Origin of the sequence: Streptomyces albidoflavus (genome assembly GCF_000719955.1) — a bacterium.
In the GTDB taxonomy this organism is placed as follows: Bacteria; Actinomycetota; Actinomycetes; order Streptomycetales; family Streptomycetaceae; genus Streptomyces; species Streptomyces albidoflavus.
On record NZ_JOII01000029.1, the window covers coordinates 22,023 to 35,258 of the forward strand.

Sequence of the window (13,236 nt, forward strand, 5' to 3'; positions counted from 1 at the left end):
GTAAACTATCAGGAACCCTGCCTGATAGATAAGTGGTTTCTGGAAGGATCGCGGCATGCCCGCCTCACCGCGTACCGCCCGGGTCATCAACGACCGGCTCGCCCTCGACCACCTCCTGCGCGAGGGGCCGCTCACCGCGGCCCGCCTCAAGGAGCTGACCGGCCTCTCCCGGCCCACCGTCGCGGACCTGGTCGACCGGCTCACCGGTGCCGGGCTGATCCGGATCGTGGGGGAGAGCGGCGCCGACCGGCGCGGGCCCAACGCCCGCCTCTACGGACTGGTCGCCGAGCGGGCCCACCTCGCCGCCCTCGACGTGCGGACCAGCGGCCTCGCCCTCGTCGTCACCGACCTCCTGGGCACCCCGCTCGCCGAGGCGCGGCTGCCCATCGACGGAGCCCTCGGGACCGTGCCCGCCGTGGAACGCGCCGTCAGCCTCCTCGACGCCACCCTGGCCGAGGTGGGCGTGGACGAGCTGCAGAGCGTCTGCGTCGGCGCGCCCGGCCTGGTCGACCCCGCCACCGGCGAACTGCGCGACTCCACCGGGCTGCCCGGCTGGCACCGGCGCCTGGTCCGCGCCCTCCAGGGCCACCGCTCGGCCCGCGTCCTGGTCGAGAACGAGACCAACCTCGCCGCCGTCGCCGAACGCCGCCACGGCGCGGCCCAGGACCACGACACCTTCGTCCTGCTCTGGCTCGGCCACGGCGTCGGCGCCGCCGTCGTCCTCGACGGGACGCTCCGGCGCGGCGCCGGGGGAGGAGCGGGCGAGATCGGTTTCCTGCCCGTCCCGCTGACCTCCTCCCTGCCCTCGGCCACCGACTGTGGCGGCGGCTTCCACTCCCTGGCCGGGGCGGCGGCCGTGCACGAACTGGCCCGCCGCCACGGGATCCCCGTCACCGGCGCCCGCGACGACGCCGACGGCCGCGAGGAGCCCGCCTCCGCGACCGCCGTCCGCGCCGCCTTCGAGGCGGGCACCGCCGGGGAACTCTTCCTGGACGAGCTGGCCGACCGTGTCGCCCTGGGCGCCGCCGCCGTCGCCGCCGTCCTGGACCCCGGCTGCGTCGTCCTCGCCGGCGAGACCGGCGAGGCGGGCGGCGAAGCCCTCGCCGCCCGCGTCGGCAAGCGCCTCGCCGCCCTCTCCCCCCTCCGCACCGACGTCCGCCCCACCCGCCTCGGCGGCACAGCCGTCCTCACCGGCGCCCTCCTCACAGCCCAGGAGGACGCCCGCGACGCGGTATTCCCGGCAGCCTCGTGAGCCCGGCCGCACCCATGAGCCCGGCCGCACCCATGAGCCCTGCCGCACCCATGAGCCCGGCCGGCGTTTGAGGCCATCGGTGAGCCGCCATGAAACGGCGCTCAAGCTGCCGACGACACCACGCGTCCAAGCCACCCCTCAGCCCGGCCGGCGCCTGAGGCCATCAGTGACGGCCACCGTCGCACCACGGGCACGCGGCCCGGCGCAGCCGCACCCCACCCGGGCCGGAGAGCCAGAGCCCAGCTCTCAGGCCCCCCGCTCCGCCAGGAACTCCTCGAAGGTGACGACCCCCTTGTCCCCGCCGGGAGCCAGATGCTTCCCCTCCCGGAACGCCCGATAGGCCCGCCCCGCCAGGGGCACCCCCACCCGCTTACGCCCCCGGCCGGAGGCCGCCTCCCACGCGTCCGCCAGCGACTCCAGATCCCGCACCTCGGGCCCGCCCAGGTCGGCCACCCGCCCCGCGGGCCCCCCGAGCGCCAGCTCGGCGAGCCGTCCCGCCACCTCCTCGACCGCCACCGGCTGATCCTGGAGCCCCTTCGGCAGCAGCATCACCGGCGGCCGCCCCAGCGCCCGCAGCACGGACCGCACCAGATCGTGGAACTGGGTGGCCCGCAGCACCGTCCACCCGATACCCGACTCCTCGACCATCCGCTCGACCTGGTGCTTCACCCGGTAGTACGGGTACGGGATCTGGTCCACCCCGACGATCGAGATGTACACCAGGTGCTCCACCCCGGCCCGGCCCGCGGCGGCCAGCAGATTCCCGGCCGCCTCCGCGTCGCCGCCCATCGGGGAGGAGGCGCAGTGCACCACGGTCCCCACTCCGGCCAGCGCCGCGTCGAGCCCCTGGCCCTTGCGCAGATCGACCGGATGGTGCGGATCGCGGCGGCTCAGCACCCGTACGTCCTGCCCGTCCTCGCGGAGCCGCGCCACCAGCGGCCGCCCCAGTTTTCCCGTCCCGCCCGTGACCAGAATCGTCGTCATGGACGCCAGCCTGGCACCGCCGGGGCCCGCTCGCGCGCCGGTCGGCGAGCCTGTGAGTCGGACCACAGGCGGACGACGGCCCTTGACCGGCGTGGCACACTGGCGGGAGTAGTCAAGCAGCGCACTCCGGGGTCGGTGTAATTCCGAACCGGCGGTAACAGTCCGCGACCCGTCCGCATCCAGTGGGCGGTTGACCAGGTGGAATTCCTGGACCGACGGTGAAAGTCCGGATGGGAGGCAGTGCGCGGCGGGCGAGGACGTGCCGCCGTAGGCCGTGTTCGCGGGAGAACTCCCGGGACCGGTTCTGTCCGGCGTCGTGCGTGCCGTCGTCCGTGTCGCTGTCTTCACGACAGGCCCCGGAGTCCGTGCCCGAAGAGGCAGGAGGACCCGGGTGGCCACCCCCCAGGCGAACGAGCGGGAACGCGTCGCGATGCGCCGCGCCCTGGAACTCGCCGCACGCGGTCTCGGCACCACAAGCCCCAACCCCGTCGTCGGCTGCGTCGTCCTCGACGCCCACGGCGAGCAGGCCGGCGAGGGCTGGCACCGGCGGGCCGGCGGCCCGCACGCCGAGATCCACGCCCTGCGCGAGGCGGGCGACCGGGCCCGTGGCGGCACCGCGCTCGTCACCCTGGAGCCCTGCAACCACACCGGCCGCACCGGCCCCTGTGCCCAGGCCCTCCTCGACGCCGGGATCAGCCGCGTCGTGTACGCGGTCGCCGACCCGGACCCGCTGGCCGAGGGCGGCGCCGCCACCCTGCGCGCCGCGGGCGCCGAGACCGGCCAGGGGCTCCTCGCCGCCGAGGCCGAGCAGGTCAACGCCGCCTGGCTCACCTCGGTCCGCCGCGGCCGCCCCCACGTGACCTGGAAGTACGCGGCCACCCTCGACGGCCGCACCGCCGCCGCCGACTCCACCAGCCGCTGGATCACCTCCGCCGAGGCCCGCGCCGACGTCCACCGCCTGCGCGCCGAGGCCGACGCGGTCCTGGTCGGCGCCGGCACCGCCCGCGCCGACGACCCGCACCTCGCCGCCCGGCTCCCCGCCCCGGCGCCGGACGCCCCCGCGCCCGTACAGCCCCTGCGGATCGTCCTGGACAGCGACGCCACCGCCGTACGCCCCGGCGCCCGCGTCCTCGACGACGCCGCGCCCACCCTGGTCGCGGTGGCCGAGGACGCCGACGCCCGGCACCTCGAAGGCCACCCGCACGCCGAGCTCCTGCGCCTGCCGCGGACCGGCGGCGGCCTCGACCTCACCGCGCTCCTCGCCGCCCTGCACGCCCGCTCCGTCCGCTCGGTCCTGCTGGAGGGCGGGGCGCGGCTGGCCGGTGCCTTCGTCGCCGCCGGGGCCGTCGACCGGGTCGTCGGCTACCTGGCGCCCGCGCTGCTCGGCGCCGGGCCGCAGGTGCTGACCGGCGGCGGAATCTCCACCATCGCCGACGCGTTGCGACTCGACATCACCGACGCCCGCCGCATCGGACCCGACCTGCGGATCACCGCCGTCCCCGCCACCCCCCTCACGAAGGAGCACTGAGTGTTCACCGGAATCGTCGAAGAACTCGGGGAAGTCACCGCCGTCGAGGACCTCGGTGACGCCGCCCGCTTCCGGCTGCGCGGCCCGGTCGTCACCGAAGGCGCCCGGCACGGCGACTCCATCGCCGTCAACGGCGTCTGCCTGACCGTGGTCGACCACGACAGTGACTCCTTCACCGCCGACGTGATGGCCGAGACCCTCACCCGCTCCAGCCTCGGCGCGCTCGCCCCCGGCTCCCGCGTCAACCTCGAACGCCCCACCGCCGTCGGCGGCCGCCTCGGCGGCCACCTCGTCCAGGGCCACGTGGACGGCGTCGGCACCCTCACCGCCCGCGAGCCCTCCGCACACTGGGAACTGGTCACCGTCTCCCTCCCCGCCCACCTGGCGCGGTACGTCGTGGAGAAGGGCTCGATCACCGTGGACGGCGTCAGCCTGACCGTGGTCGAGGCGGGCGAGGAGCACTTCACCATCAGCCTCATCCCGACCACCCTCGCCCTGACCACCCTCGGCCACAAGCAGCCCGGCGACCCGGTCAACCTGGAGGTCGACGTGATCGCCAAGTACGTCGAGCGGATGCTCGGCCACCGCGCCGCCCCCGCCACCGCCGGGGAGGAGTCCCGGTGAGCGCCTTCGACTGGCTCAACACGGAGGCGTTCACCGCTTTCGGCCAGCACGTCATCTGGTCCGACATGGTCGGCAACACCGTCGGCCTGATCGCCCTCGCCCTCGGCTGGCGGCGCTCCATATGGACCTGGCCGGCCCAGTTCCTCTCCGGCCTGATCCTGGTCGGCGCCTACGCCTCGGCCCAGCTCAGCGGCGGCGTCGGCAAGCAGCTCCTGGTCATCGGCGTCGCCCTGTGGGGCTGGCGGCAGTGGAACCGGGGCAAGCAGCAGGCCCAGGACGGCTCCATCGCGGTCCGCTTCGCCACCTGGCGCGAGCGCGGCCTGCTCCTCGCCGGGACGGCCGCCGGAACCCTCGCGGTCGGCCTCCTCTTCACCGCCGTGCCGACCCTCTCCTGGAACCCGTGGCCCGACGCGTACATCTTCGTCGGCACCCTCGCCGCGATGGTCGCGCAGGCCCGCGGACTGGTCGAGTTCTGGTTCGCCTGGCTCCTCGTCGACATCGTCGGCGTCCCCCTCGCCTTCAGCAGCGGCCTGGCCTTCTCCGGCCTGGTCTACGTGATCTACCTCGCCCTCGTCCTGTGGGGCATGCGCGACTGGTGGCAGCGCTCCCGCGCCACCGCCGCCGCACTGGAAGGAGCACCGGCATGAGTGCTGGCCACGACAGCTACCGCCCCGGCCCGGCCGAGGAGCGGCTGGTCCTCGACCCGGTCGAGCAGGCCGTCGCCGACATCGCCGCCGGCCGGCCCGTCGTCGTGGTGGACGACGAGGACCGCGAGAACGAGGGCGACCTCGTCATCGCCGCCGAGAAGGCCACCCCCGAGGTCGTCGCCTTCATGATGAGCGAGTGCCGCGGACTGATCTGCGCGCCCCTGGAGGGCCCGGACCTGGACCGGCTGGACCTGCCGCAGATGGTCGCCACCAACACCGAGTCCATGCAGACGGCCTTCACCGTCTCGGTCGACGGCAGCGCCGCCCACGGCGTCACCACCGGCATCTCCGCCGCCGACCGCGCCACCACCCTGCGGCTGCTCGCCCACGCGACGACCACCGCCGACGACCTGGTCCGCCCCGGCCACGTCTTCCCGCTGCGCGCCAAGCCCGGCGGCGTCCTGGTCCGCCCCGGCCACACCGAGGCCGCCGTCGACCTCGCCCGGCTCGCCGGACTGCGCCCCGCCGGGGCCATCGTGGAGATCGCGGGCGAGGACGGCACCATGCTGCGCCTGCCCGAGCTGGTCCCCTTCGCCCGCAAGCACGGCCTGTCGATCATCTCCATCGAGGACCTGATCGCCTACCGCCGCAGCAGCGAGCCGACCGTCCGCCGCGAGGCCACCGTCCGGCTGCCCACCGCCTCCGGCGACTTCACCGCCTACGGCTACCGCTCCACCGTCGACGGCGTCGAGCACGTCGCCCTCGTCCACGGCGACCTCGGCGACGGCGAGGACGTCCTGGTGCGGCTCCACTCCGAGTGCCTGACCGGCGACATCTTCCACTCCCAGCGCTGCGACTGCGGCCCCCAGCTGCAGAAGTCCATGGACCGCGTCGTCGAGGACGGCCGGGGCGTCGTCGTCTACCTCCGCGGCCACGAGGGGCGCGGCATCGGCCTGCTCTCCAAGCTCCGCGCCTACGAACTCCAGGAGCTGGGCCGGGACACCCTGGACGCCAACACCGAGCTGGGGCTGCCCGCCGACGCCCGCGACTACGCGGCCGGCGCGCAGATCCTCACCGACCTCGGCGTCCGCAGCCTGCGCCTGCTCACCAACAACCCCGACAAGTCCGCCGCCCTGACCCGGCACGGCCTGCGCGTCACCGGCCGCGAACCGCTGCCGGTCCAGGCGGGCGAGCACAACCTGCGGTACCTGCGTACCAAGCGCGACCGCATGGGCCACGACCTGCCCTGGCTGGAGGGCCGCCCCCCGGCCCCCACCGGATCCTGCGGCAACCAGTAGCACGTACGTCACCCCGACACCCACCACGACCACGACACGACCACGAGGAGAAGCGAGTGAGCGGCAAGGGCGCCCCCGAACTGAGTGTGAAGAACTGCCAGGACCTGCGGGTCGCGGTGATCGCCGCGCAGTGGCACGAGCAGGTCATGGACGGCCTGGTCGACGGCGCCCTGCGCGCCCTCGGCGAACTGGGCATCAGCGAGCCCACCCTGCTGCGGGTCCCCGGCAGCTTCGAACTCCCCGTCGTCGCCAAGGTGCTGGCCTCGCGCGGCTACGACGCGATCGTCGCCCTCGGCGTCGTCATCCGCGGCGGCACCCCCCACTTCGAGTACGTGTGCCAGGGGGTCACCCAGGGGCTCACCCAGGTCTCCGTCGACACCGGCGTCCCCGTCGGCTTCGGCGTCCTCACCTGCGACACCGAGGAGCAGGCGCTCGACCGGGCCGGTATCGCCGGCTCCAGCGAGGACAAGGGGCACGAAGCGGTCACCGCCGCCGTCGCCACCGCCGCCGCGCTGCGGACCGTCGCCGAACCCTGGCGCTGACCGCTCCCGGGAAGCGCGTAGGGTGGGGGACACCATGTCCAAGAAGACGTTCGAGGAGCTCTTCACCGAGCTCCAGCAGAAGGCCGCGCACGGCGACCCCACCACCTCCCGCACCGCCGAACTGGTGGACAAGGGCGTCCATGCCATCGGCAAGAAGGTCGTCGAAGAGGCCGCCGAGGTGTGGATGGCCGCCGAGTACGAGGGCAAGGAAGCCGCCGCCGAGGAGATCTCCCAGCTCCTGTACCACGTACAGGTGATGATGGTCGCCCGCGGCATCTCCCTCGACGACGTGTACGCCCATCTCTGAGCGCCCCGCCCCGCGCTCCTCCCGCTCCTTTCTCCGTACCGCACTCTCTCCCGCACGAAGGGTCCGTCCTCATGCTGCGCATCGCCGTCCCGAACAAGGGTTCTCTCTCCGGACCTGCGTCGGCGATCCTCCATGAGGCCGGATACCAGCAGCGCAAGGAGTCCAAGGAACTCGTCCTGGTCGACCCGGTCAACGAGGTCGAGTTCTTCTACCTGCGCCCGCGCGACATTGCGATCTACGTCGCCACCGGCCGCCTCGACATCGGCATCACCGGCCGCGACCTGCTGGTGGACTCCGGCGCCGACGCGGAGGAGATCCTCCCGCTCGGCTTCGCCCGCTCCACCTTCCGGTTCGCCGCCCGGCCCGGCACCGCCGAGTCCGCCGACGACCTCAAGGGCCGCACCGTCGCCACCTCCTACGAGGGCATCGTCGCCCGCCACCTGGCGGAGCACGGGGTCGACGCCTCCGTCGTCCACCTCGACGGCGCCGTGGAGACCGCCATCGAGCTGGGCGTGGCCCAGGTCATCGCCGACGTGGTGGAGACCGGCACCTCCCTGCGCAACGCGGGCCTGGAGGTCTTCGGCGAGCCGATCATGCACTCCGAGGCGGTCGTCATCCGCCGCACCGGCGCCGGCTCCGAGGACGCCGCCGAGCCCAAGGTGCAGCAGTTCCTCCGCCGCATCCAGGGCGTCCTGGTCGCCCGCGCCTACGTGATGATGGACTACGACTGCCGCGCCGAGCACCTGGAGCAGGCCGTCGCCCTCACCCCCGGCCTGGAGTCGCCCACCGTCTCCCCGCTGCACAACGAGGGCTGGGTCGCGGTCCGCGCCATGGTCCCCGCCAAGGACGCCCAGCGCATCATGGACGACCTCTACGCCCTGGGCGCCCGCGCCATCCTCACCACCGCCATCCACGCCTGCCGGCTCTGAGCCCCCGGCACGACGGACTCCCGGAGCCAGCCATGAGCACCGAGCACGGCACCCCCGAACTCCCCCCGCTGCCCGTCGACTTCCGGCCGGCGAAGACCCGGGCGGTGCTCCTTGCCGCGGCGGTCGCGATCTTCGTCGTGGTCAGCGCCGTCGCGCTGCTCCTGGACAGCCTCAGTCCCGCCGAGAAGACCAGCTTCGTCTTCACCGCCGCCCTGCTCGCGGGCATCCTGGTCCTGCTGGCCAGGCCCCGCGTGCGGGCCGACGAGGACGGGGTCACCGTCGTCAACATCACCCGGGTCCGGCGCCTCGCCTGGGCGGAGATCGTCCGGGTCAACCTGCGGACCGGCGACGCCTGGGTCTTCCTCGACCTCAGCGACGGCACCAGCATGCCGGTCCTCGGCATCCAGCCCGGCAACGGCCGCGCCGCCGCCGTCCGCGACGCCCGCCTCCTGCGCGCCCTGGCCGAACGCCACTCCAGCGAGCTGCCCTCCGGCGGCTGACCCGCACCACCGCCGTACCCCGGACCCGCCGTCGCCGCTACAGCGCCGGCGGGTTCTGCGGTCCGCGCCCCGACAGCACCTCGCCGTACGCCTGCATCAGGTCCGGCAGCCGCAGGGTGGCCAGGTCCTCCCGGCCGGGGGTGTGCGGGAAGGCGGTCAGCCGCAGGTCCCGGTAGGCGCAGCTCTTCTCGTACAGGGTGCGCAGGAAGCGGCCGTTGCCGAGTTCGTCGATCCAGCCCTGCTCGACCACGTGCCCGCTGATGGAGCGCAGCTCCTCCAGCGCCTCCTCGTCCCAGCCGTCGCCGTTCTCCGCCGCCAGCACCCCGCCGATCGCGGTCAGCTCGGCGGGCCGGTACGAGGGGAAGTCGACGCGGGTGGTGAAGCGCGAACCGAGTCCCGGGTTGGCGGTCAGTAACTGGTCCATGCCCTCCGGATAGCCGGCCAGGATCACCACCAGCCGGTCCCGGTTGTCCTCGGCCCGCTTCAGCAGCACCTGGAGCGCCTCGTCGCCGTAGGCGTCCCCGCGCCCGTAGGCGCCGTTGGAGAGGCTGTACGCCTCGTCGACGAAGAGGACGCCGCCCAGCGCCGAGTCGATCAGCTCGTTGGCCTTCACCGCGGTCTGGCCCAGGTACTCGCCGACCAGGTCCGAGCGCTGCGCCTCCACCAGGTGGTCGCCGCCCAGCAGCCCCAGCGCGTAGAAGACCCGGCCCAGGATGCGGGCCACCGTGGTCTTGCCGGTGCCGGAGGGGCCGGAGAAGACGAAATGGCGCTTCGGGGGCCGCACCGGCAGTCCCTGCCCGGCCCGCAGCCGGGCCATGTTGAGCTGCGCCGACAAGGCCTTCACCTGGCGTTTGACGGGCTCAAGACCCACCATCCGCTCCAGCTCGGCGAGGGCCTGCTCCAGCGCCACCGGGTCGGCCGAACCGGTCGGCAGCCAGCCGCCGGGCCGCCGGGCGGAGGCCGCCTTCTCGCGGGCGGCGTCCGGCGGTACGGGCACGGCCACCGGGTCGGGGACCGCCTCCGTCCGCAGCTCGCGGCCGCCCGGGTCGGTGCCGTACCCCGGCTCCGCCTGCTCGGGCGCCTCCACGTTCTGCGCCACCGCCACCGTGGAGAGGTCCACCGCGTCGGCCAGGTCCGCGTACCCGTCCCCCTCGGTGATGGCCGCCAGCCGGGCCGCGGTGTCCATGAAGGCGGGGTCCACCCGGTGCACGGCCCGGTAGAGCGGCAGCGCCGCCGCCGACCGGCCGGTGCCCTCGTGGGCGCGGGCCAGCCAGTACCGCAACTCCTTGCGCTGCGGCTGCTCGCTGCGACAGCGCATCAGCGCCGCCGAGAGCAGCGGTTCGGCGTGGCCGAACATCTCCAGCCGCACCCGCGCCATGCCGCCGAAGAGACCGGCCTCGATGCCCAGCAGCGGATCGTCGCGCAACGGGTCGGTGTGGCGGACCAGCTGCTCCCAGTCCTTGACCAGGTAGGCCCGGCAGGCGTGCAGGAAGCGCACCTGGGCGTCGGCCTCGACCGGCGGCAGCCCCGCCAGCGCCCGGTCCAGCTCCGGCACATGGCGCCCGTCGAGCCAGTGCGAGGCGTGGGCGAGCAGCAGGTCCCGGCTGCTCTCCAGCACGGGCTGGACCCACCAGCCGAGCCAGTACCAGGAGTTGAGGGTGCGACGGTGGCGGGCGCGCTGCTCGCCGAAGCGGTCGCGGTGCTCGTACATGTGGAGCAGCGCGGTGGTGGTGTCGATGCGCAGGGCGTGCAGCCCGAGCCAGCCGTCGGCCATCCGGGGGTCCAGCCGGACCGCTTCCCGGAACTCCTCCTCGGCCTGCGGATACGCGCCCATCGTGTAGGCGTCGACCCCTCGCAGCCAGGCGAGGTCGGCCGGGGCCCGAGAGCCCTGCGTGCCGAAGTCCATCACGTCCCCCACAAACTGCCCCCTGGTGTCCCGCCGGGCCCCGGCGGACGACTGACCCTCCAGCCAACCACCCTCCCGCGCACGGTCGTTGCCCGCCGGAACGGCGAGCCGTCCGAGGTCGCACCGAGGGGCATCGTACCTGTGGGAGGGGGGTGGCCGAAGGGGACGTGGCCGCGCCGCGGAGGTGCGTCGGCGGGGGAGTCGCGGGGCTCGTGGTGACGGTGGGTGAGCGGGCGCCTGCGCAAAGCGGTACGAAACGGGGGTGCGGGCAGAACGAAGCCCCCGGTCACGGGGGAACAACCGGGGGCTTCGTGTCTGCGGGAGCGGCCCCGCTCGGACCGCTCCCGCAGAACGTATGACCTGCACCGGGCCCCGGTCAAGCGGCCGTGAGCCCCGGCTGACGGGCTTTCGGTCAAGATCGGCGCAGCGCCGACGGAGCGTCACCCACCGTTACGGAGAAGGGGGTTGGCGGCCGTCGCGACCGGGGCCGGAAAGAAGCGCCGGTTCGGCCGCGCCGGGCCGCACCAGCGTGTCGGCGAAGGGCCGCGAGGGGTCGGAGGCGAAGTGCCGTCGCTCGGCCGGGACCCACCCGCGCCAGAAGGCGGCCTGTTCCGCCCCGTCCCGCGCCTGGCCCCGCCCGTGCGCGGTCCGGGCGTCGACCTCCATCCACAGCAGCCGGGCCAGTACCGGCCGCACCGCGCGGCGGCCCGCGCCCACCCCTTCGAGCAGGACCACCGGGGCCGCCGGCAGCGGCCGGGGCGGGCCGAAGGCGCGGCGGTGCCAGTCGTAGGGCCGGTAGCGGGCCTCCTCGCCCCTGCCGAGCGGGGCCAGTACCTGCTCGCGCAGCCGCGCCGTCCAGGCGAACGGCTCCTCGTGGGTGGCGAGGTCGTCCAGGTGGAGGACGGGCGCCCCGCCGAGCGCCTCGGCCAGCTGCCCCGCGAAGGTGGTCTTGCCCGACCCGGCGTGCCCGTCCACGGCGACGAGCCGGACCGGGCCGAGGGAGGGGCGGGCCGCCCGTACCTCGGCGGCGAGGCGGGGGAGGGGGCCGGGGCTGCCGAGGGGGTCCTGTCGCACCGCGTCAGCGTACGGGGGCGGCTCGCGCCGGGGCGGTGAGGGTGGGCGTGGCCCTGCCCGGGCCCGGCGCCGCCGCCCGGGTGGGGTGCGGAGCGGGACCCGCGCGGCGCGGCCGGGGTGCCAGTGGTTCAGGCCAATATTGGTCCACCCCTGGCAGCCGGGAAGACTGGCAGAAGGGTTGAGGCACCGGCCATAGTGGGCACTTGTCGTGCACCTGCCGTGCTTTTCGTGCTGATCCGACGTCGACTGGGGGACCTCCCATGACCCGATCCGAACTCCCCCGCAGGGCCCTGCTGACGGCCGCCGCAGCCGTCGCCGCCACCGCGGCCGCCGGCCCCGCCGCCGCCTCCGGCGCGCTCCCGCGCCCCTCGGCCGCCGGGCGGCAGGAGCCCGCCACCATCGACAACCACTTCTGGAGCACCGCCTCCGACTGGCTCCAGGGCCGCGCCTCCGGCATCCGCGTCGTCGCCGGGTCCCGCCCCGGCATCCGCATCGCCGCGCCGGCCGGGGTCGCCGAGTACGCCGACCCGCACACCGGCACCGCCGCCGCCTGGGAGTACGCCACCTGGACCTCCCCGCTGCACCGCAGCAAGGTCCCCGCCACCGAGCTGATCGCCTCCTGGAACGCCCGTACCCCGGCCGGGACCTGGCTCCAGATCGAGGCGGAGGGCGTCTACGCGGACGGCGCCCGCACCCCCTGGTACGTGCTCGGTCGGTGGGCCTCGGGCGATCAGGACATCCGGCGCACCTCCGTCGACGACCAGGGCGACGACCGCACCAGCGTCTGGACCGACACGGTCTCGGTGGACGACGCCGCCTCCGGCACCCGGATCGTCGCGTACCGCCTGCGCCTGACGCTCTACCGCACCCCGGGCAGCGGTGCCACGCCCGTCGTCTGGCGGGCCGGGGCGATGACCTCCGACATCCCCGACCGCTTCACCGTCCCCGCGACCAGCCCCGGCCGCGCCCGCGAACTGGCCGTGCCGCGCTACTCGCAGAACACCCACGTCGGCCAGTACCCGGAGTACGACAACGGCGGCGAGGCGTGGTGCAGCCCCACCTCCTCGCAGATGATCATCGAGTACTGGGGCCGCCGCCCCACCGCCGAGGACCTGGCCTGGGTCAACCCGGACTACGACGACCCGCAGGTCTGCCACGCGGCCCGCTTCACCTACGACTACCAGTACGAGGGGTGCGGCAACTGGCCCTTCAACGCCGCCTACGCCGCCACCTACGACGACCTGCGCGCCGTCGTCACCCGGCTCGGCTCCCTCAGCGACCTGCACCGGCTGGTCAGCGCCGGCATCCCGGTCATCACCTCGCAGTCCTTCCTCGCCGAGGAACTGACCGGAGCGGGGTACGGCACCTCCGGCCACCTGATGACCGTCATCGGCTTCACCGAGGCGGGCGACATCATCGCCAACGACCCGGCCTCGCCCAGCAACGAGGCGGTCCGCCGGGTCTACGACCGCACCGAGTGGTCCAACATCTGGCTCCGCACCAAGCGGTACGCCGCCGACGGGCGGGTCCTCTCCGGTACCGGAGGCGTCTGCTACCTGTACTTCCCCGCCGACGCGAGCGCCGCCCAGCGTGCCGCGCTCGCCTCGGTCGGCATCCGCTGACGCGGACCAGCACGCCGAAGGGG

At 74.4% G+C, this 13,236-nt stretch carries 13 protein-coding genes and 1 riboswitch; of the genes, 10 read left to right on the forward strand and 3 right to left on the reverse strand.

Features of this window, described 5'->3' with window-relative positions; translation table 11 throughout:
* Positions 1-55 precede the first annotated feature (55 nt).
* Positions 56-1,252, forward strand: a complete 1,197-nt coding sequence (locus tag IF45_RS0124535) for an ROK family transcriptional regulator (RefSeq protein ID WP_018471488.1) — start codon at positions 56-58, stop codon at positions 1,250-1,252.
* A gap of 246 nt (positions 1,253-1,498) precedes the next feature.
* Here IF45_RS0124535 and IF45_RS0124540 read toward each other — a convergent pair whose 3' ends face one another.
* Positions 1,499-2,236, reverse strand: a complete 738-nt coding sequence (locus IF45_RS0124540) for an SDR family oxidoreductase (protein WP_008406356.1) — start codon at positions 2,234-2,236, stop codon at positions 1,499-1,501.
* 117 nt (positions 2,237-2,353) lie between these two features.
* A riboswitch (FMN riboswitch) is annotated at positions 2,354-2,484 on the forward strand.
* A gap of 143 nt (positions 2,485-2,627) precedes the next feature.
* Here IF45_RS0124540 and ribD point away from each other — a divergent pair.
* The 8 genes from ribD (at position 2,628) to IF45_RS0124580 (ending at position 8,611) form a co-directional block, all read left to right on the forward strand.
* Positions 2,628-3,764, forward strand: coding sequence for a bifunctional diaminohydroxyphosphoribosylaminopyrimidine deaminase/5-amino-6-(5-phosphoribosylamino)uracil reductase RibD (gene ribD / locus IF45_RS0124545; RefSeq protein WP_018471490.1), 1,137 nt, complete (start codon positions 2,628-2,630; stop codon positions 3,762-3,764).
* The gene (locus IF45_RS0124550; protein WP_008406352.1) at positions 3,765-4,388 is read left to right on the forward strand and encodes a riboflavin synthase; all 624 of its coding nucleotides are present in this window, start codon (positions 3,765-3,767) and stop codon (positions 4,386-4,388) included.
* On the forward strand, positions 4,385-5,035 hold the full coding sequence (locus IF45_RS0124555) for a nicotinamide mononucleotide transporter family protein (protein WP_003946986.1): 651 nt from the start codon (positions 4,385-4,387) through the stop codon (positions 5,033-5,035). The genes IF45_RS0124550 and IF45_RS0124555 overlap by 4 nt, the downstream gene beginning before the upstream one ends.
* Complete coding sequence (locus IF45_RS0124560) at positions 5,032-6,333, forward strand: bifunctional 3,4-dihydroxy-2-butanone-4-phosphate synthase/GTP cyclohydrolase II (protein WP_030309626.1); 1,302 nt, start codon at positions 5,032-5,034, stop codon at positions 6,331-6,333. Before IF45_RS0124555 ends, IF45_RS0124560 begins: the two co-directional genes overlap by 4 nt.
* Before the next feature lie 56 nt (positions 6,334-6,389).
* Positions 6,390-6,875: a 6,7-dimethyl-8-ribityllumazine synthase gene (gene ribH / locus IF45_RS0124565; RefSeq protein ID WP_003946984.1), complete on the forward strand. Its 486-nt coding sequence runs from the start codon at positions 6,390-6,392 to the stop codon at positions 6,873-6,875.
* 34 nt (positions 6,876-6,909) lie between these two features.
* Positions 6,910-7,182: a phosphoribosyl-ATP diphosphatase gene (locus tag IF45_RS0124570; protein ID WP_003946983.1), complete on the forward strand. Its 273-nt coding sequence runs from the start codon at positions 6,910-6,912 to the stop codon at positions 7,180-7,182.
* A 71-nt stretch (positions 7,183-7,253) separates the two neighbouring features.
* The gene (gene hisG, locus IF45_RS0124575) at positions 7,254-8,111 is read left to right on the forward strand and encodes an ATP phosphoribosyltransferase (RefSeq protein ID WP_003946982.1); all 858 of its coding nucleotides are present in this window, start codon (positions 7,254-7,256) and stop codon (positions 8,109-8,111) included.
* 32 nt (positions 8,112-8,143) lie between these two features.
* On the forward strand, positions 8,144-8,611 hold the full coding sequence (locus tag IF45_RS0124580) for a PH domain-containing protein (RefSeq protein ID WP_003946981.1): 468 nt from the start codon (positions 8,144-8,146) through the stop codon (positions 8,609-8,611).
* A gap of 37 nt (positions 8,612-8,648) precedes the next feature.
* Here IF45_RS0124580 and IF45_RS0124585 read toward each other — a convergent pair whose 3' ends face one another.
* Both IF45_RS0124585 and IF45_RS0124590 read right to left on the reverse strand, forming a co-directional pair.
* A complete protein-coding gene (locus IF45_RS0124585) occupies positions 8,649-10,517 on the reverse strand; it encodes an AAA family ATPase (RefSeq protein WP_030309627.1) in 1,869 nt (622 codons plus the stop codon).
* Positions 10,518-10,967: 450 nt separating this feature from the next.
* The gene (locus tag IF45_RS0124590; protein WP_008407401.1) at positions 10,968-11,591 is read right to left on the reverse strand and encodes a uridine kinase family protein; all 624 of its coding nucleotides are present in this window, start codon (positions 11,589-11,591) and stop codon (positions 10,968-10,970) included.
* Positions 11,592-11,851: 260 nt separating this feature from the next.
* Between IF45_RS0124590 and IF45_RS0124595 the strand changes: the two genes are divergently transcribed.
* Complete coding sequence (locus IF45_RS0124595) at positions 11,852-13,213, forward strand: C39 family peptidase (protein WP_030309628.1); 1,362 nt, start codon at positions 11,852-11,854, stop codon at positions 13,211-13,213.
* Positions 13,214-13,236: the final 23 nt, after the last annotated feature.

Bases quoted from the DNA above. Each gene is read 5' to 3' on its own strand.
- IF45_RS0124535 (WP_018471488.1), top strand. From the start codon at position 56: ATGCCCGCCTCACCGCGTACCGCCCGGGTCATCAACGACCGGCTCGCC.
- IF45_RS0124540 (WP_008406356.1), bottom strand. From the start codon at position 2,236: ATGACGACGATTCTGGTCACGGGCGGGACGGGAAAACTGGGGCGGCCG.
- IF45_RS0124560 (WP_030309626.1), top strand. From the start codon at position 5,032: ATGAGTGCTGGCCACGACAGCTACCGCCCCGGCCCGGCCGAGGAGCGG.
- IF45_RS0124570 (WP_003946983.1), top strand. From the start codon at position 6,910: ATGTCCAAGAAGACGTTCGAGGAGCTCTTCACCGAGCTCCAGCAGAAG.
- hisG (WP_003946982.1), top strand. From the start codon at position 7,254: ATGCTGCGCATCGCCGTCCCGAACAAGGGTTCTCTCTCCGGACCTGCG.
- IF45_RS0124580 (WP_003946981.1), top strand. From the start codon at position 8,144: ATGAGCACCGAGCACGGCACCCCCGAACTCCCCCCGCTGCCCGTCGAC.
- IF45_RS0124585 (WP_030309627.1), bottom strand. From the start codon at position 10,517: ATGGACTTCGGCACGCAGGGCTCTCGGGCCCCGGCCGACCTCGCCTGG.
- IF45_RS0124595 (WP_030309628.1), top strand. From the start codon at position 11,852: ATGACCCGATCCGAACTCCCCCGCAGGGCCCTGCTGACGGCCGCCGCA.